This window comes from Mesorhizobium sp. M0983, from assembly GCF_040318975.1.
GTDB lineage: Bacteria > Pseudomonadota > Alphaproteobacteria > Rhizobiales > Rhizobiaceae > Mesorhizobium.
The window spans coordinates 111,699-129,535 of the sequence record NZ_JAMYNH010000014.1 but is presented as its reverse complement, the minus strand read 5'-3'; the positions used below and the strand labels follow the sequence as shown (position 1 = coordinate 129,535).

Sequence of the window (17,837 nt, the reverse complement as noted above, 5' to 3'; positions counted from 1 at the left end):
GCGCAGCGGATCGGGGTGGGGTCGCTGGGTTGAGCTCGGCATTGACCGACCCTCCCGGCCCTTCGGGCCACCCTCCCTCAAGGGGGAGGGGTATCTCAGACAACGAGGGAGAAAATCATGGTCGGCGCATCGAAGGCGGAAACCGGGGGCGGTCCGATCCGCTACGGCATGGTTGGCGGCGGACAAGGCGCCTTTATCGGCGCGGTGCACCGCATCGCGGCGCGCATGGACAACGAGTTCGTGCTGGTCGCCGGCGCGCTGTCATCGAATCCGGAGCGCGCCAAGGCCTCGGCGGCCGAGCTTGGGCTCGATCCGGCACGCAGCTACGGCTCCTATGCCGAGATGGCCAAGGCGGAGGCCAAGCGGCCGGACGGCATCGAGGTGGTCGCCATCGTCACGCCGAACAATGTGCACGTGCCGGCTGCCAAGGCTTTTCTCGAGGCCGGCATCCACGTCATCTGCGACAAGCCGCTGGCGACGACGCTGGCCGAGGCAAAGAAGCTGGCGGCGCTGGTCGAAAAGACCGGCAAAGTGTTCGTGCTGACGCATAACTACACCGCCTATCCGATGGTGCGGCAGGCACGCGAGATGGTGGCCAAGGGGCAGCTCGGCGATATCCGCATCGTGCAGTCGGAATATCCGCAGGACTGGCTGACCGAGGACCTGGCCGCCACCGGCCAGAAGCAGGCTGCGTGGCGCTCAGACCCCAAGCAGGCGGGTGCGGGCGGTGCGCTGGGTGATATCGGCACCCATGCCTACAACCTTGCCCGTTTCGTCTCCGGGCTGGAGCTCGATTCGTTGTCGGCCGATCTCGATGCCTTCGTGCCGGGGAGGCTGCTCGACGACAACATCAATGTGCTGCTGCGCTTCAAGCCGGTCGGCGGGTCGCACCCGGCCAAGGGCATGGTCTGGGCCAGCCAGGTGGCGCCCGGCCACGAGAACGGGCTGAAATTGCGTATCTACGGCTCGAAGGGCGGGCTCGAATGGGTGCAGGCCGACCCGAACTATCTCTGGTACACGCCGTTCGGCGAGCCGAAGCAGTTGATTACCCGAAATGGCGCCGGCGCGCTCCCCGTCGCGGGGCGCGTCAGCCGCGTCCCGCCAGGGCATCCGGAAGGCTATCTCGAAGGTTTCGCCAACATCTACCAGGAAGCCGCGCGGGCTATTCGTGCGGCGCGCCGGACGGGCGGCAAGCCGGCTAAGGATGTCGTCTTCCCAACCGTGCAAGACGGCGTCGAAGGCATGGCCTTCATCGAAGCCTGCGTGAAGTCGTCTAAGAAGAATGGGGCGTGGACGAAGCTTTGAAGGGGTGGTGATATTCAGGTGAGGCCGGCCTGCAAATGGCAGTTTTCCTGCGCTTCCGGTGCTCACGTACCAAAAGTACGCTTCGCTCCGGTTCTCGGAACCTACCATTTTCGGCTCGGCCTGACCTGAATCTACCACTCCTCGGGGGCGATCGAGCGAATGAAGGGAGGGGCGTCGATGAAGATCGGCATGTGCATGCTGTTGTGGACGACGGCCGTGTCGAAAAAACACGAGCCGCTGTTGAGAGACATCAAGGCGACCGGCTTCGACGGCGTCGAGATACCGGTCTTCTCCGGCACGCCGGACGACTACAGGAAACTCGGCGAGCTGCTCGACCGTATCGGGCTGCAACGCACCGCCGTCTCGGCGATGGGCGATCCGGCGATGAATTTGATCTCGCCGGATGCCTCGACGCGCAAGGCCGGTATCGACTACATGAAATCGGCGATCGACTGCGCTCAGGCGCTTGGCGCGAACACGTTGAGCGGCCCGCTCCATTCGACGCTCGGGGCCTTCTCGGGCAGCGGGCCGACGGCGGCCGAGAAAAAACGTTCGATCGCTTCGCAACGCGCCATTGGCGACCATGCCGGCAACAAGAGCGTCACCATCGGGCTGGAGGCGCTCAACCGCTTCGAATGCTATCTGCTCAACACGATGGACGATTTGTCGGAGCATATCGACGCGATCGACCGGCCGCACATCAAGGCGATGTACGACACCTTCCATGCCAACATCGAAGAGGCCGACCCGATCGGCGCCTATTCGCGCAACCGCAAGAACGTCGTCCATATCCATATTTCGGAGAACGATCGCGGCGTGCCGGGCCGTGGCCATATTCCCTGGAAGGAGACGTTCTCCGCCATCCGCAAGAGCGGCTACGACGATTGGCTGACGATCGAGGCGTTCGGGCGTTCGCTGAAGGATTTGGCCGCGGCCACCAAGGTGTGGCGCGACTTTTCCGAAGGCCCGGAAGCTGTCTACCGCGACGGCTACAGGCATATCAGGAGCGGGTGGAGTAAGGCGGCCTAACTGCCGCCGGCGCAACGCGGCCGTCACCCCTGGTCGGCCTGGATCCTGTTGTAGTCGTGGATCGTCCTGCTCAAGCGGCGGCGCAGGAAATTGGAAATGTTGTCGAAGATGAAAACGACGAGCAGGACCAAGAGCACCATGTAGAAGACATTGGCCCAGTTGGAGTTGGTGCGCATCGCTTCCCAAAGCTTCAGGCCGATACCGCCGGCACCGACAGCGCCGATGATCGTTGCGCCCCTGGTGTTGGATTCCCACTGGTAGAGCGTCTGGCTGATGAAGACCGGAATCACTTCCGGCAGCACGCCATAGCGCTGCACCAGCAAGCCGTTGGCGCCGGTCGACTGGATGCCCTCGCGCGGCTTGTCGTCGATGTTCTCAAGGCCTTCCGAATAGACTTTGCCGAGCGTGCCGATCTCGGTGAAGAAGATCGCGGCGCTGCCGGCCAGCGGGCCGGGGCCGAAGGCGCGGGTGAAGAACAGCGCCCAGATCAGCATGTCGACCGAACGCATGAAATCGAAGAAGCGCTTGAGCACCTGACTGATCACGCCGCTCGGGGTGATGTTGCGGGCGGCAAAGAAGGCGAGCGGGAAGGCGACGATGCCGCCGAGCAAGGTGCCGAGAAATGCCATGACGATGGTCTGGAACAGCTTCGTCCAGACATCGCCATGCTGCCATTGGGCGTTGTTCCAGATGTTGTCGCCGGCCAGTGCCAGATTGGATGTGCCGGGCTTGAGCTGGGGTCCGGACATCAGCAACGAGACCACCTCGCCGGGCGACTTGCCGAAGAAGGGCGAGCGTGTGTCGAAGACGAAATTCGCCCAGCCGAGGAAGCGCTTACGGACTTTGACGCGATCGACGGTTATGCGGACCTCGCCGGCAAAGCCCATCCTGGCGACGATTTCGTCGTCGTGTGCGGTGATCCAGTCCGGCACCAGGCCGGATATCACCGGCTTGCCGCTGGCCAAGGACACCGGCACCGTCTGGCCATTGGCGACCAGCGTCGCCTCGGTCTTGTCGAAGGTAACCGATTTGGCCCGGCCGGCGATCAGAATGGTGTAGGAGCCGTTCGCATTGGTGATAACCCAGTCGGGATGAGGATCTTCGCCCAGCGCGGAAAAACGCGGGTATTTGGGCGTGATCTGAGGCTGATCGAGACGGAATTCCGGCTGCAGATCGTAGCTGATCCATTGCGTCAGAAAGAGCGGCAGGCGCTCCCAGTGGGATTCCCTCAGAACTTGCGGCAGGCTGAAGAACCACAAGGTGTAGACGAGGTAGAGCAGGATGCCGGCGAACAGGACCAGCGGGCCGAAGCGTTTGTACAGGGGCCGCCGGAACACATGGGGGAAGCGCTCCTCGATCGACTGCATCTCATCGGCGGTCATTGCGGCCATGCTCAGGCGCCCATCATGAAAGCCTGCTCGCCGACGAGCTTGCGGCGAAGCCAGGCAGAGAACTGATCGACGAGGAAGATGGTGGTGAACAACAGCAGCACCAGAGCCAGCGTCTTGGCGCCGAAGCCGCGCGAGATGGAGAGCTTCAGCTCCTCGCCGATGCCACCACCCCCGACCGCGCCGATGATGGTCGAGATGCGGACATTGATCTCGATCCTGAGCAGCGTGTAGGACGTGAAATTGGGCAGCACCTGCGGCAGGGCAGCGAAGCGCATGCGCTCGAACCAGTTGGCGCCGACGGCGCGCAGGCCTTCTTCGGCGCGCATGTCGATGTTTTCGTTGATCTCGTAGAAGAGCTTGCCGAGGGCGCCGATCGAATGCAGGCCGATGGCGATGATGGCTGCGACCGGGCCGGTCGAGAGGATGGCTGCGAACAGGCCGGCAATGACGATCTCCGGGAAGGCGCGAAGCAGTTCCATGAAGCGCTTGACGACGAGCCTGAGCACCGGACTGGGCGTCAAGTTGCGCGCCGCGATGAAGGAGAAGGGCACCGCAAAGACGAAGCCGATGAAAGTGGAAACCAGCGCCACGTTGAGCGTAGTGAGCATCAGCTCGAAATATTCGGGTAGATAAAAGCCGCGCCAGAGATAGACGCGGCCAAGCGGGAAGTTGAACTCCTGGCTGCCTTTGTCGTGCGGCGATGCGATGTCGAACAGCGCGCGCCAGACGTCATTCCAGTCCTTGGGAACAAGCCAGCTAAGGAAATCCAGTATGTGCGGCAGCCGATCGAAGAAATGTCCGGCATTGGCCTCGTCGGCGAACCACATGGCTGTGCACATGGCAACAAGCAGCAAGCCGATGCCGAGCGCGGTGTAGAACCGGCGCAAGGACGTCTGGCGTCGCCAGGTGTCGGCCGTCCGCCGGGTCGCGTCTGAACGGATCGTGGCTGAGATGGTCATGATCGGCATGCAAAAAGGGCGGCGCTGGTAAGGCCGCCCTTTTCAATTGCATTCACCCGCCGATCGCGGCTTTGCGGGCTTCGACGATGACGCTGTAGAAGTCCGGCTTCACTGGAACGTAGCCAGTGAAATCGCCGCCTTCGATGGCTTCGAAGCAAGGCTTGTCCTTGGCCGGCAAGCTGGTGAAGAAGTTGGCGAGCTTGGCGCTCATATCGCCGCCGAGCGCGGTGCGCACGACCAGCGGGCCATTCGGGATCAGGCCGGAGCGCCAGACTTCGACGAAGTCGTTGGGGTCGACGGCGCCCTTGGCGACTTCCTTGTGGAAGGTGCCGGACGTGTAACCGTTCTTGAAGTCGCCGATGCCCGAGGAGTCGTCAACCGCCACGTCGACCTTGCCGTCGCGGACGGCGAGAAGGTTGTTCTCGTGGCCGCCATTGAACTGGGTCGAGGCGAAGAAGGTTTCGTTCGAAGCGCCGGTGTCCTTCGGGATCTGGGTCAGCGGGATCAGATAGCCCGACGTCGAATCCGGGTCGGCATAACCGAGCTTCTTGCCCTTGGCCGATTTGATGTCGGTGATGCCGGACGACTTCAGCGCCAGGCCTATCGAATAATAACCGGTCGCACCGTCGGTCTGCTGGGTGGTGAGGATCGGGGTCACCGCGTTCGGATCCTTGAGGTAGACGCTGGCATAGCCCGACGCACCAAGCTCGGCGAAATCGAGCGTGCCGCCGAGCAGGCCCTGGATGACGCCGTCGTAGTCGGCGGCCGGGAACAGCGAGACCTTCTCGAAGCCGAATTCGGACGTCAGGTGATCGGCGAGGCACTGAAAATTGCGCAGCCGGTCCGCTTCATTTTCACCGCCAAGGATACCGATGCGGAATTCCTTGATATCCTGGGCGTGAGCGGCACTGGCCGCGATGGCGAGCAATGAAACCGCGCCAAAAACCATCTTCCTGAACATTGGGTCTCTCTCCTTTGATCCGGCCTCGCGCCGGTTGCGATCGAATTTTGACGAGTGCCTTTGACGCGGGCGGCGATCAGGCCGTTCTCAATAACCAGGAAACGCTGGCTCGAGCGGTCCGGCGGATGCAGCGATTTTCTGTTTGATGGCGACACTGGTCGAGGTGATGGCCTCGGAGATTTCGCCGCCATTGCTGTCGGCGCCATAGACCATGCGCACCGCCTCGCGATTGAGGTCTTCGGGCGGGCCGTCGAAGACGACCTTGCCGGCGGCCATGCCGATGATGCGGTTGCAATAGTTGCGCGCCGTATCCAGCGTATGCAGATTGGTGATGACGGTGATACCCTCGCGCAAATTGATATCCTGCAGCGAATCCATCACCACTTTGGCGTTGAGCGGATCGAGCGAGGCAATCGGCTCGTCGGCGAGCAACACCTTCGGCTGCTGCATCATGGCACGCGCGATCGCAACGCGCTGCTGCTGGCCGCCGGAAAGCGTGCCGGCGGGCTGCAGCGCGGTGCGGGCGATGTCCAGGCGCTCGAGGGCTGCAACCGCCTCGGCGCATTCGTTGCGGGAGAACATGCCGAACAGGTTGGACAGGGTCGAGCGGTGGTTGAGCCGGCCGAGCAGCACATTGGTCAGCACATCGAGGCGCGGCACCAGATTGAACTGCTGGAAGATCATGGCACAGTCGCGTTGCCAACGCCGGAGCGGCGAGCCGCGCAACCCGGAAACCTCGACGCCGTCGAACAGGATGGATCCCTGGCTGGGATCGATGAGGCGGTTGATCATGCGCAGAAGGGTCGATTTGCCGGCGCCGGAGCGGCCGATGACGCCGACCATCTGTCCTTGCGGGATCGAGATGTGAACATTGCTGACGGCGGTGTTCTTGCCGAACCGGCGGGTGACGCCGCGGATTTCGAGCGTAGCTGACATGGTGCAGGCTCCAGTCCAATCGCAATTGAAGGTCTGTTAACCCTCGCTAGCGCAGCTACGTGAACCTGCGGTGTCTGATTGATGTCAGTTTTGTTACCGCCCACAGCCTGGAGCGGGGCGGGATCAACTCGGCGCGAGAAGCTCGAACGGTGAATGGTGATAAGAAAGGCTTTCCTGAGCCTCGAAATTTATTCGCTGCCCGCCATTACCATTCACGATCCTTAGCCACCATACTTCTCCAGAAAAGCCTCCGCCGACAGCTCCCGGAAATCGTCGAGCGCGGCGCGCAGCCTTGCATGATCCCAATCCCACCAGGCGAGCGCCTGATAGCGCTCCGCGGTGCGGCGGTCGAAGCGCTCGCGGATCGGCTTGGCCGGTACGCCGCCGACGATGGTGTAGGGAGCGACGTCCTTCGATACCACTGCGCCGGCACCGACCGCCGCACCGTCGCCAACGGTGACGCCGGGCAGGACGGTCGAGCCATGGCCGAGCCAGGTGTCGTGGCCGATGGTGACGCGTTTGGCGCGGCGCTGAGCGAAGAATTCGCTCTCGTGCTCGGCGTCGTCCCAATAGTCGGAGGCGCGATAGGTGAAATGGTGCAGCGTCGGCCGCCAGGTCGGATGATTGGTGGCATTGATGCGGACGCTGGCGGCGATGTTGGCGAATTTGCCGATTGTCGCGCACCAGACGCTGCAGTCCTGCATCATGTAGGAATAGTCGCCGATCATGCTTTCCGAAACCCGGCTTCGGTCGGCGATCTCGGTCCAGCGGCCGAGCGTCGAGTTCTCGATCTCCGCCGTCTCGTGGACCAGCGGGGCCTCCGACAATTTCCTGGTCATGCGGCGATTTTCCCAGCGGCGAAGGCGGTCACGTCTATGATGCGATCGGCGACGGCTTCGCGCACGTCGTAATCGTGGAAGATGCCGAGCAAAGCGACGCCCGCCGCCTTCTTGGCAGCGATCAGGGAAATCACCACGTCCCGGTTCTTCGCATCAAGCGAAGCGGTCGGCTCGTCGAGCAGCAGGATCGGATGCTCGGTGATGAAGCCGCGCGCGATGTTGACGCGCTGCTGTTCGCCGCCGGAGAACGTCGCCGGCGGCAGCGCCCAGAGTTTTTCCGGCAGGTTCAATTGGGCCAGCAAGTCGCGTGCCTTGCCGCGCGCGGCTTCGCGCTCCTCGCCGCGCTCGACCAGCGGTTCGGCGACGACATCGAGCGCCGAGACGCGCGGCACGGTGCGCAGGAACTGGCTGACATAGCCGATCGTGAGCCGGCGCACGGCTAGCACGGTGCGCGGGCTGGCCGTGGCGAGATCGATGAGCCCGTCCTCGTGCTGGACGATGATCTGGCCTGCGTCGACGGCATAATTGCCGTAGAGCATTTTCAGGATCGAGCTCTTGCCGGCGCCGGACGGGCCGCCGAGCACGGAGCATTCGCCGGCCCTGATCGCGAAAGAGACACCGGCGACGACAGGCAGTTTGATGCCGTCGCGCAGATGCATGGTGAAGCTCTTGGCGACATCGGAGACGACGAGCGGGGTTGCCATCAGAGGGTGCTCCATTCGCCAGTCGTTTGCGGGCCAACACCCCCCTCTGGCCTGCCGGCCATCTCCCCCTCAGGGGGGGAGATTGGCTGTCGCATTCGGTTTCGCCATTCTCCTGTGTCGCAGAACGGGCGGGACATAAAAGCTGCCGATCTCCCCCCTTGAGGGGGAGATGGTCGGCAGGCCAGAGGGGGGTACGCCGGAGCAATCATCGTCACACCTGCAGAATCGAGGAGACAAGCAACTGGGTGTAGGGCGCGCGCGGATCGTCGAGGACGCGGTCGGTGAGGCCGCTTTCGACAACACGGCCGTCCTTCATCACCATCATGCGCTGCGACAACAGCCGCGCCACGGCGAGATCGTGGGTGACGACGATGGCCGCCAGGCCGAGATCGGTGACCAGCCCCCGCAGCAGATCGAGCAGGCGTGCCTGTACCGAAACGTCGAGGCCACCGGTCGGCTCGTCCATGAACACCAGCCGCGGCCCTGTGACCAGGTTGCGGGCGATCTGCAGGCGCTGGCGCATGCCGCCGGAGAAGGCGCGCGGCTCGTCGTCGATGCGGTCCTCGTCGATCTCGACGCGCGACAGCCAGTCGACCGCCGTCGCGCGGATCCTGCCATAGTGGCGGTCGCCGACCGCCATCAGCCGTTCGCCGACATTGGCGCCGGCCGACACCGTCATGCGCAGCCCGTCGGCGGGGTTCTGATGGACAAAGCCCCAGTCGGTGCGCATCAGGAAGCGGCGCTCGGCCTCGCTCATGCGGTAAAGCTCACGGAACTGGCCGTCGCGCATGCGGTAGCTGGCGGTGCCGGAAGAGGGCAGCAGCCGAGTCGACAGGCAGTTGAGCAAAGTCGTCTTGCCGGAACCGGATTCGCCGACCACCGCCAGCACTTCGCCCGGCCACAGATCAAAGGTGACGTTCTCGCAGCCGACGCGCGAGCCGTAGAATTTGGACAGCGCCGAAACGCGCAGCAGCGGTTCGTCGGTCATTCAGCCGGCTCCATTTTTCCTGGGGCAAGATGGGTCTCGGGCGCGAGATGGCCGCGGTGGCCTTCGGCGCGCCGCTTCTCGCAATAATCGGTGTCGGAGCAGACGAACATGTGGCCGCCATGGTCGTCGAGGATGACCTCGTCGAGATAGACGTTCTCGGCCGCGCACAGCGCGCAGGGCTGGTCGAAGGTCTGCACTTCGAAGGGATGATCCTCGAAGTCGAGGCTGACCACCTCGGTAAAGGGCGGCAGCGCATAGATGCGTTTTTCGCGGCCGGCGCCGAACAACTGTAGAGCCGGCGAACGGTGCATCTTGGGATTGTCGAATTTCGGCGTCGGCGACGGATCCATCACATAGCGGCCTTCGACCTTGACCGGGTAGGCATAGGTGGTGGCGATGCGGCCGTGCCTGGCGATGTCCTCGTAGAGCTTCACATGCATGAGGCCGTATTCCTCAAGCGCATGCATTTTGCGCGTCTCCGTTTCGCGCGGCTCGAGGAAGCGCAGCGGCTCGGGGATCGGCACCTGATAGACCAGCACCTGACCGGCACTCAGCGGATGTTCAGGGATGCGATGGCGGGTCTGGATGATGGTCGCCTTGGCCGTCTCGGTGGTGACCGCGACATTGGCGACCTTCTTGAAGAAGGCGCGGATCGAGACGGCATTGGTGGTGTCGTCGGCGCCCTGGTCGATGACCTTGAGAACATCGTCCGGTCCGATGATCGACGCCGTGACCTGGACGCCGCCGGTGCCCCAGCCATAGGGCATCGGCATCTCGCGCGAGGCGAACGGCACCTGATAGCCGGGGATGGCGATGCCCTTGAGGATGGCGCGGCGGATCATCCGCTTGGTCTGCTCGTCGAGATAGGCGAAGTTGTAGGTGGCGATGTCGGTCGGTTGTCCGGTCATTCCGCGGCCTGCCTTTTCTCGTCGGCCTTGCCGGCGTTTTCGCGGGCGTCGTGCGCGGCGCGCATGCGGCGCACGAGGTCGAGCTCGGCCTGAAAATCAACATAGTGTGGCAGCTTCAAATGCTCGACGAAGCCGGTCGCCTGGACATTGTCGGAATGCGAGATGACGAACTCTTCGTCTTGCGCGGCGGCGACGACATCTTCGCCGAATTCGGTTGCACGAAGAGCGCGGTCGCATAGCGCCATGGCCATCGCCTTGCGCTCGCTCTGGCCGAAGACGAGGCCGTACCCGCGGGTGAATTGCGGCGGCGCCTTGGCCGAGCCCTTGAACTGGTTGACCATCTGGCATTCGGTGACGCGGATGCTGCCGAGCGGCACGGCAAAGGGCAGTTCCGGCACGTCCAGTTCCAGTTCGACCTCGCCGATACGAACCTCGCCGACGAAAGGATGGTTGCGCGCATAGCCGCGCTGGGTGGAATAGCCGAGCGCCAGCAGAAACCCCTCGTCACCGCGCGACAGCGCCTGCAGGCGGATATCACGCGCCATCGGGAATTCGAGCGGCTCGCGGGTGATGTCGCCGGGGACATGATCCCCGGGCATGTCGCCGTCGGGCTCGATCAGGCCTTCGCGAGCGAGGATGGCCGAGACGCGCGGCATCGCCTCCGCTTCGCCTGCACGCTGCTCCGGTTCGGCGACTTCGCCGCCGGCGGCAAGCTCGGGATCGAGCAGCCGGTGGGTGTAGTCGAAAGTCGGGCCGAGCAACTGCCCGCCGGGCAGGTCCTTGTAGGTCGCCGACACGCGCCGTTCGACCAGCATCGAGCCGGTTTCGATCGCCCTGGTATAGCCGAAGCGCGGCAGCGTCGTGCGATAGGCGCGAACCAGGAAGATCGCCTCGATCATGTCGCCGCGCGCCTGGACGATGGCGAGTGCCGCCAATTCCCTGTCGTAGAGCGAACCTTCGCTCATCACCCGGTCGACGCCGAGCGCCAGCTGCTCGACGATCTGGTCGAGCCGAAGTGCGGGCACCGAGCGATCGCCGCGCCGGCGGTCGGCGAGCAATTTGTGGGCGTTGCGGATGGCCGCTTCACCGCCTTTTACCGCGACATACATCCTACGCCTCCATCGTCTTAATGCGCGTCGTGCGCGGCAGGCAGGCAATTGCGTCGGACGTGGCGAGGATGATGTCGACACCCCGCGGAAAGCGCTGATTGTTCTGCTTCCATTGCTCGACGAAATGACGCGGCATTTGCGCCGGCGCGATCGTCGCCGTCTTCTCGATGCCCGGGCCTTCGAGCAGCAGCGGAGCGCCGGAGACGAGATCGCCGACCTCGAGGATCAGCGTCGTCGAACGATCGGGATAATCCTGGGTGCCTTGCGAAAACCCGTCGAGCGCCATCATCTCGGCCGGCGTGGCAATCAGCGCGAAATGTGCGTCGGCCGGGGTGTTGGCCAGCGGCGCGCCGGTATGGAAGCCAAGCCAGGATTTCACCGCCGCCGACCCCTGCAAAGCCGGGTCGAGCCAGAGCGGCGTGTCGTTGTCGCACAGCGCCAGAGCAATGGCACCGGCGGTGGCCGACAGCGGCACGGGGGGGTGGGCGAGGGCCGGCAAGGGCTGCACGCTGCCCGGCCGCGCCATCGCGTCCATCACAGCGCGGAATACGGTCTGCGCGTTGAATACCGGATCGGCGAAGCCGCCTTCGATCGATTGAGTGGCGAGGTCCATCAGTCTTCTCCGCGCACCATTGTGAAGAAATCGACCTTGGTCGCCGCCGTCTCGGCGCGGCGCTGGTCACGGGCCTTGGCCAGTGCCGCCTGCAAGGGCGCGACGAGCCTGGTCTCGACCCCGTTGCGGTGGGCCGGGTCCTGCCACAGCGCATCGGCGATTGCTGCCAGCCTTGCCTTCTGCTTGTCGCGGCCGAGCGCATAGCAGTGGCCGACATGGCCGGACGCAAGCCGCACCGTGGCACGGGTGACCGTCGCCTCGCCGACATTGAACGGCGCGCCGCTGCCGCCGATGCGGCCGCGCACGGTAACCAGGCCGGTTTCGGGGCCACGCAGAAGTTCCGCTTCACAAGGCAGGCCGGCTTCGTCCCAGAGGCGGACAATGTCGTCCCCGGCCGATTGCGCCAGCGTCGCCATTACGGCCTTGCGCTCGGCCTGCTCTCGCGCTTCCCGTCCTCGCATGGCCGCTACTCCTCGTCTGCGTGCATTTGTCGATTGATATAGACAACTATACAAATTATATCTATTATCTAGCGCGTGTCTATGACGTGTACGTGACACGGGCCAAAAGGTCGGCGCAAAGATTGGGGCGGGAAATGATCGGGCAAGCAAACAGCATCGAGCGGCGCAGCGGTGTCGCGCTATGGCGGCAGATCGCCGACCAGATCCTGCACTCGATCGCCGTTGGCGATTTTCCCGAGAATGCCGCGCTGCCGCCGGAGGTGGCACTTGCCGAACGCTATGGCGTCAACCGCCATACGGTGCGCAGCGCTATCGCAGCCCTGGTGCAGGAGGGTGTGCTCAAGGCGGAGCAAGGGCGTGGCACCTTCGTGCTGTCGCGAAAGCGGCTGTCCTATCCGATCGGCGCCCGCACCCGCTTTTCCGAGGGATTGCAAGGACAGGCGTCCGAGCGGCATATCACCTTGCTCGCCTCATCGGTCGAGCCGGCCAACCGTCGTGTCGCAGAGGGCTTAGGCCTTGCGCAGGGGGCCGACGTGATACGCCTGGAAACGCGGGGCGAAGCCGATGGAATGCCGGTGTCCCGCGCTGCCGGCTGGTTCGATGCCAGGCGCTTTGCCGGCATCGATGCTGCCATGGCAGAAACCGGTTCGATCACGGCATCGCTGGCACGTTTCGGCATCGACGACTATCTCCGGCAATCGACCGTGCTGTCGGCGCGCCATGCCGATGCCGCCGACCTTGCCGACCTCGACCTGCAGCCCGGCGCCATCGTGCTGGTGACGGTCGCCGTCAACGTCACGCCCGACGGTCAGCCGATCCAGTTTTCGGAGTCGCGCTTCCCGGCCGAGCGGATCGAACTCAGACTGTCGGCGCTTTGAGACGCGGCTATCGTTGTGTCATCCGACCTGGATGACCGCCTTGATCAGCCCGGATTTCTCATGTGCCCAGCGGGCGAGGTCGCGCGGCGTCTCGCCAAGCGTGGTGCGGTGGGTGACTAGCTTTGCCAGCGGCACCGCACCGTTGCGGATTGAAGCGGCGACATGGTCGAAATCGGCGCGCAGAGCGTTGCGGCTGCCGATCAGCATCATCTCGCGCTTGTGGAATTCGGGATCGGAAAAGGCGATGTCGTCCTTGACGACGCTGACCAGCACCAGCGTGCCGCCATGCGCGACATGGGCGAAGGCCGACTGCACCGACTGGGTGTTGCCGGTGGCGTCGAAGACCACGTCAAAACCATCGCCGTCGGTCGCCTGTCGCACCAGATCGGCGGCGGCTCCCCGCGAACCGTCGAGGGTCGCGAAGCCGAGTCCGCTTTCGGCAAAGCCAAGCCGTTCAGCGCTCATGTCGAGCAGCGTCACGTCGAGCCCGGCGATCCGGGCGAACAGCGCCGTGCCGAGGCCGATCGGGCCGGCGCCGATGACCAGGGTACGCGCGCCCGATTGAGCCAGCGAGCGCCGCACCGCATGCGCCCCGATCGCCAGGAATTCGACGGCGGCCGCATCGGCCAGCGACAGGCCGTTTGCCGGATAAAGATTTTGCGCCGGCACCAGGATCTGCTCGCACATGGCGCCGTCGCGATGGACGCCGAGCACCTCGATCCTGACGCAGCAATTCGGCTTGCCTTGCCGGCAGGCGATGCATTTGCCGCAGGCGAGATAGGGATTGACGATCACCGCTTCGCCTATTGCCAGATCGACGCCTTGGCCGGTCTCCAGCACGGTCCCCGAGACTTCATGGCCCATGATGCGGGGATAGGCGAGGAACGGGTGCTTGCCTTCAAAAATGTGATAATCGGTGCCGCAGATGCCGACATGACTGACCGCAACCAGCGCCCAGCCCGAGGGCGGCGCGCCAGGCGCCGGGCGATCTTCGAGGACAAGTTCGCCGGGCGAGCGGCAGACGACGGCTTTCATGCTTCAATCCAGTCGGTTCATGGCACCGCCGGCTCTGCTGTTGCGAGGCCGGCGGCTGTTAGGGGCGATCTATTTGCCGCGGCGGCGCAGCCCGTCGAAATAGACGATGACGATGATCAGCACCCCGGTGATGATGCGCTGCCAGAAGGCGTTGACGTTGAGCAGATTGGCGCCGTTGTTGATGGTGGCAAGGATGAAGGCGCCGAGCAGCGGCCCGTGCACGGAGCCGACAGCGCCGAACAGCGACGTGCCGCCGATCACCGAAGAAGCGATCGCCTGCAATTCCCAGCCCTCGGCCTGCGTCGGATTGCCGATGCCGATGCGCGACGCGAGCAGCACGCCGACGAAGGCCGCACACAGCCCCGACAATGTATAGGCCATGTAGATTGTGCGCTGGACGTTGACGCCCGACAGACGCGATGCCTCGGCGTTGGAGCCGACCGAGAACAGGTAGCGGCCCCAGCGGCTGTGGTGCAGGAAGATGTAGGCCGGAATGCCGACCAGGATCACCATCCAGAACAGATTGGGGACGCCGACGAAGGAACTGCGCGAGAACGTCTGGAAGGCGTCGTTGTTGATCGAGATCGAGTTGCCGTTGGTCATCAACAGGCCGATGCCACGCAGCGAGGTCAGCGTCGCCAGGGTGATGATGAAGGGTGGCAAGCCCATCTTGACGATGCCGAAGCCATGGAACATGCCAATGGCGACGCCGACCAGCAAGGTAATCAGGATGGCTAGGAAAACCGGTGTGCCGGCGTTGATCAGCATCGCGACGATGACGGTGGCGAAGCCGACAACGGCGCCGACGGAAAGGTCGATGCCGCCGGTGATGATGACGAAGGTCTGGCCGACCGCCAGGATGGCGATCATCGACCCTTGCCGCAACAGGTTCGAGATGTTGTTGGCCGAGGCGAAGCTCGGCGTCGCCACCGACAAGATGATCCACAAAAGAACCAGCAGTGCCAGCAGTGTCAGCCCGAACAGGGCGTTGTAGTTGCGTTTCGGCCTTTCGGCAGCGATCGCCTCGGTGCTCATATCCGTCCTCCCGGTCTTTCTTGTTTCTCGGCCAGCGCCTGGGTGAGGATCTCCTCGTGGTCAGCGGTACGAAACCCATGAGTGGCCACCAGCTTGCCGCGCCGGAACACATGCAGCGTGTCGGCGAGCTCATAGACCTCGGGCAGGTAGGACGAGATCAGGATGATGCCGGCGCCCTTGGATAGCAGCGCGCCAAACAGGCGGTAGATCTCGGCCTTGGTGCCGACATCGACGCCGACGGTCGGCTCGTCGAAGATGAACAGCTTGGCGCCGTGCGCGAGCCATTTGCCGATGACGATCTTCTGCTGATTGCCGCCGGACAGGCTGGAGGCCAGCGCACTTCGCGTCGGCGTCTTGATGCGCAGGTCGGCGATCTGGCGATCGGCCTGGGCTTTTTCTTGCGCACGGGAGATCAGCAGATTGCTCGAGATGCGCTTGTAGATCGGCAGATTGAGGTTGAGCCCGACCGGCAGGTTGAGGCAGAGGCCCTGGTCGCGGCGGCTTTCCGGGGCCAGCGCCATGCCGAGCCTGATCGCGTCGTGTTCTGAATTGACCTTGACCTCCTTGCCCTCCCAGAGGATCTGGCCGCCCGATTTGCGGTGTCGGCCATAGAGCGTGGTGACGAACTCGCTGCGGCCGGCGCCGATCAGGCCGTAGAGGCCGACGATCTCGCCGGCGCGGACGGACATCGAGACATTTTCGAAACCCTTGCCGGAGAGGTTCCTGGTTTCTACAAGCATCGCGCCCGGGGTGAAATGCTCCTTGTGGTAGACCTGCTCGATCGAGCGGTTGATCATCATCTTGACCAGCTCGGCGTCATTGGTCTCGGCGATATTCCTGGTGCCGACCAGCGTGCCGTCGCGCAGCACCGAGACGCGGTCGGCGAGCTCGAACACTTCTTCCATGCGATGGCTGATGTAGATGATGGTGACGCCTTCGCCCTTCAGCCGGCGGATCAGCGTGAACAGCTGGTCGGCCTCCTTGCGGGTGAGGTAGGCGGTCGGTTCGTCGAAAATCAGGAATTTGGTGCCGCGCACGGTGGCGCGGGCGGCGGCGATCAACTGCTGCTGACCGATGGTCAGGTCACCCAGCATGACATGCGCCGGCAGGTCGAAGCCGAGATCGTCGATGATCTTCTGCGCCTGCCTGACCATAGCCCGCTGCTGCAGGATGCCGAAACGGGAATCCTCCTCGCCGAGGAACATGTTGGCGGCGACGGTGAGATGGCGGCACAGGACGACTTCCTGATGCACGGCATTGATGCCGAGCGCCATCGCCTCATGCGGCGTCGCCAATGCGGCAGGCTTGCCCTCCCAGATGACGTCGCCGGAGGTGCGCGGCATGACGCCGGTCAGAAGCTTGATCAGGGTGGATTTGCCGGCGCCGTTCTCGCCGACGATGGCGTGGATCTCGCCGGCCTTGAAGGCGAGGTCGACCGGCTTCAGCGCGTGAGTGCCGGGATAGCGCTTTTCCAGCCCGCGGAGTTCGAGGATGGTCCTGCCCGGTTCAAGCGTTGGGGCCGGATGGAGTTCCTGCGCCGTCGACATCATGACAATCCTCCCAGATTGGCCCCCAAAGATTGGCCTCGCGATTGGCACGAGTGGGATGTTTCCGGGGCGAAAAGGCCCCGGAACAGTTCACAGTGGCGATGCTCAGTCGAGCTTCGGGTTGAGCAGCGCGTCGATCTTCGGATCCTTCATGTTGGCCTTGGTGACCAGGTTGGCGCCGGTGTCGACATTGGCTTCGACCTTCTCGCCCTTCGAGGCGGCAAGCGCCGTCTTGATGCCGTCATAGCCCATCCGGTACGGATCCTGGACGACGAGCGCCGAAATGACGCCGTCATTGAGGAACTTGATCAGCTTCTCGTCGCTGTCGAAGCCGACCAGCCCGACCTTGCCTGCGAGGCTGTTCTCGGCGATCGCCTGACCGACGCCCTGCGCCATGATCAGGTTGGAGGCGAAGATGCCCTTGAGGTTGGGGTTGGCGGTGATCAGGTCGGTGGCGATGTTGAGGCCGGTGGTGGCCTGGCCGTCGGCGTATTTGTCGGCGACCAGCTTGAGGCCGGGATATTTGGCGGCGAGTTGTTCTTTGAAGCCCTGGGCGCGCTGTTCGAGCGAGCCGGCGCCCGGAAGCGCGGTGATCAGGGCGACGTCGCCCTCGACCTTGCCGCCATTGGCTTCGCCGATGGCTGCGGCAAGGCCGTCAGCGGCGACGCGGCCGCCCTGAATGTTGTCGGTGGTCAGGAACGAGGTGAAGGCCTTGGAGTCGGCGCCGGAGTCGATACCGATGATCTTGACCTTGGTGGCGGCCTCGTCGATCGGCTTGCCGAGCGCCTTGGCTTCGGTCGGTGCGATGACGACGGCGGCCGGGTTGCCGGCGACGGCATTTTCGAGGATCGAGATCTGGCCGTTGACGTCGGTCTCGGCCTGGGCGCCGAGCTCCGGCACGTTGACGCCCAGGTCCTTGCCGGCCTTGCGGGCGCCGGCCAGGACGATCTGCCAATAGAAGGACGTGGTGTCCTTGACGATGATCGGAATGGTCACGTCGGCCGCGGATGCCGGGGCCGAATGCATCACGCCGGCAAGCATCGAGGCGGCTGTGAGTGCCACGAAGGCGCGGCGATTGAGAATGCTGGTCACGAATTTCATTAGGAGTCCTCCCTAAGTCGCCCGGTGAATGTTATGGA

Annotated in this window: 18 protein-coding genes; 3 read left to right on the top strand and 15 right to left on the bottom strand. The window is 64.0% G+C overall.

The genetic code is table 11. The annotated features are described in order from the left end of the window. Nucleotides 1-117: 117 nt before the first annotated feature. Both NKH71_RS23425 and NKH71_RS23420 read left to right on the top strand, forming a co-directional pair. The gene (locus tag NKH71_RS23425) at nucleotides 118-1,305 is read left to right on the top strand and encodes a Gfo/Idh/MocA family protein (RefSeq protein ID WP_023721980.1); all 1,188 of its coding nucleotides are present in this window, start codon (nucleotides 118-120) and stop codon (nucleotides 1,303-1,305) included. 177 nt (nucleotides 1,306-1,482) lie between these two features. Then, a complete protein-coding gene (locus NKH71_RS23420; RefSeq protein WP_352816906.1) occupies nucleotides 1,483-2,334 on the top strand; it encodes a sugar phosphate isomerase/epimerase family protein in 852 nt (283 codons plus the stop codon). 23 nt (nucleotides 2,335-2,357) lie between these two features. Here NKH71_RS23420 and phnE (NKH71_RS23415) read toward each other — a convergent pair whose 3' ends face one another. The 11 genes from phnE (NKH71_RS23415) to phnG all read right to left on the bottom strand — a co-directional run bounded on the left by phnE (NKH71_RS23415) (nucleotide 2,358) and on the right by phnG (nucleotide 12,203). Then, the gene (phnE, locus tag NKH71_RS23415) at nucleotides 2,358-3,725 is read right to left on the bottom strand and encodes a phosphonate ABC transporter, permease protein PhnE (protein ID WP_352895354.1); all 1,368 of its coding nucleotides are present in this window, start codon (nucleotides 3,723-3,725) and stop codon (nucleotides 2,358-2,360) included. Nucleotides 3,726-3,727: 2 nt separating this feature from the next. Further along, entirely contained in the window at nucleotides 3,728-4,684 is a 957-nt protein-coding gene (phnE, locus tag NKH71_RS23410; protein WP_031194926.1) for a phosphonate ABC transporter, permease protein PhnE, read from the bottom strand. A gap of 52 nt (nucleotides 4,685-4,736) precedes the next feature. Continuing rightward, entirely contained in the window at nucleotides 4,737-5,645 is a 909-nt protein-coding gene (gene phnD / locus NKH71_RS23405) for a phosphonate ABC transporter substrate-binding protein (protein ID WP_023721976.1), read from the bottom strand. Between the two features lie 87 nt (nucleotides 5,646-5,732). Next, entirely contained in the window at nucleotides 5,733-6,581 is an 849-nt protein-coding gene (gene phnC / locus NKH71_RS23400) for a phosphonate ABC transporter ATP-binding protein (RefSeq protein ID WP_023721975.1), read from the bottom strand. Between the two features lie 221 nt (nucleotides 6,582-6,802). Next, nucleotides 6,803-7,420 (bottom strand): DapH/DapD/GlmU-related protein, encoded by a 618-nt coding sequence (locus NKH71_RS23395; protein ID WP_352483629.1) that lies wholly within the window; start codon nucleotides 7,418-7,420, stop codon nucleotides 6,803-6,805. Then, nucleotides 7,417-8,124, bottom strand: coding sequence for a phosphonate C-P lyase system protein PhnL (gene phnL, locus NKH71_RS23390; protein WP_023721973.1), 708 nt, complete (start codon nucleotides 8,122-8,124; stop codon nucleotides 7,417-7,419). The genes NKH71_RS23395 and phnL overlap by 4 nt, the downstream gene beginning before the upstream one ends. 211 nt (nucleotides 8,125-8,335) lie before the next feature. Continuing rightward, nucleotides 8,336-9,112, bottom strand: coding sequence for a phosphonate C-P lyase system protein PhnK (gene phnK / locus NKH71_RS23385; RefSeq protein WP_140536281.1), 777 nt, complete (start codon nucleotides 9,110-9,112; stop codon nucleotides 8,336-8,338). Then, a complete protein-coding gene (locus NKH71_RS23380) occupies nucleotides 9,109-10,020 on the bottom strand; it encodes an alpha-D-ribose 1-methylphosphonate 5-phosphate C-P-lyase PhnJ (RefSeq protein WP_352483628.1) in 912 nt (303 codons plus the stop codon). The genes phnK and NKH71_RS23380 overlap by 4 nt, the downstream gene beginning before the upstream one ends. Continuing rightward, a complete protein-coding gene (locus NKH71_RS23375; RefSeq protein ID WP_352895353.1) occupies nucleotides 10,017-11,129 on the bottom strand; it encodes a carbon-phosphorus lyase complex subunit in 1,113 nt (370 codons plus the stop codon). Before NKH71_RS23375 ends, NKH71_RS23380 begins: the two co-directional genes overlap by 4 nt. A gap of 1 nt (nucleotide 11,130) precedes the next feature. Beyond that, nucleotides 11,131-11,742 carry a phosphonate C-P lyase system protein PhnH gene (phnH, locus tag NKH71_RS23370; RefSeq protein ID WP_352495514.1) on the bottom strand — a complete coding sequence of 204 codons (612 nt, stop codon included), beginning with the start codon at nucleotides 11,740-11,742 and terminating at the stop codon, nucleotides 11,131-11,133. Further along, nucleotides 11,742-12,203: a phosphonate C-P lyase system protein PhnG gene (gene phnG / locus NKH71_RS23365; RefSeq protein ID WP_352495513.1), complete on the bottom strand. Its 462-nt coding sequence runs from the start codon at nucleotides 12,201-12,203 to the stop codon at nucleotides 11,742-11,744. The genes phnH and phnG overlap by 1 nt, the downstream gene beginning before the upstream one ends. Nucleotides 12,204-12,337: 134 nt before the next feature. Between phnG and phnF the strand changes: the two genes are divergently transcribed. Next, on the top strand, nucleotides 12,338-13,081 hold the full coding sequence (gene phnF, locus NKH71_RS23360) for a phosphonate metabolism transcriptional regulator PhnF (protein WP_352895352.1): 744 nt from the start codon (nucleotides 12,338-12,340) through the stop codon (nucleotides 13,079-13,081). 18 nt (nucleotides 13,082-13,099) lie between these two features. Here the strand turns inward: phnF and NKH71_RS23355 are convergent, their stop codons facing one another. From NKH71_RS23355 to NKH71_RS23340, 4 genes are all read right to left on the bottom strand, one after another. Continuing rightward, nucleotides 13,100-14,116 (bottom strand): zinc-binding alcohol dehydrogenase family protein, encoded by a 1,017-nt coding sequence (locus tag NKH71_RS23355; RefSeq protein ID WP_352642648.1) that lies wholly within the window; start codon nucleotides 14,114-14,116, stop codon nucleotides 13,100-13,102. Between the two features lie 69 nt (nucleotides 14,117-14,185). After that, complete coding sequence (locus NKH71_RS23350; protein WP_352483622.1) at nucleotides 14,186-15,151, bottom strand: ABC transporter permease; 966 nt, start codon at nucleotides 15,149-15,151, stop codon at nucleotides 14,186-14,188. Beyond that, nucleotides 15,148-16,701: a sugar ABC transporter ATP-binding protein gene (locus tag NKH71_RS23345; protein ID WP_352592779.1), complete on the bottom strand. Its 1,554-nt coding sequence runs from the start codon at nucleotides 16,699-16,701 to the stop codon at nucleotides 15,148-15,150. Before NKH71_RS23345 ends, NKH71_RS23350 begins: the two co-directional genes overlap by 4 nt. Before the next feature lie 102 nt (nucleotides 16,702-16,803). Then, nucleotides 16,804-17,799, bottom strand: a complete 996-nt coding sequence (locus NKH71_RS23340; protein ID WP_023721963.1) for an ABC transporter substrate-binding protein — start codon at nucleotides 17,797-17,799, stop codon at nucleotides 16,804-16,806. Nucleotides 17,800-17,837 lie beyond the last annotated feature (38 nt).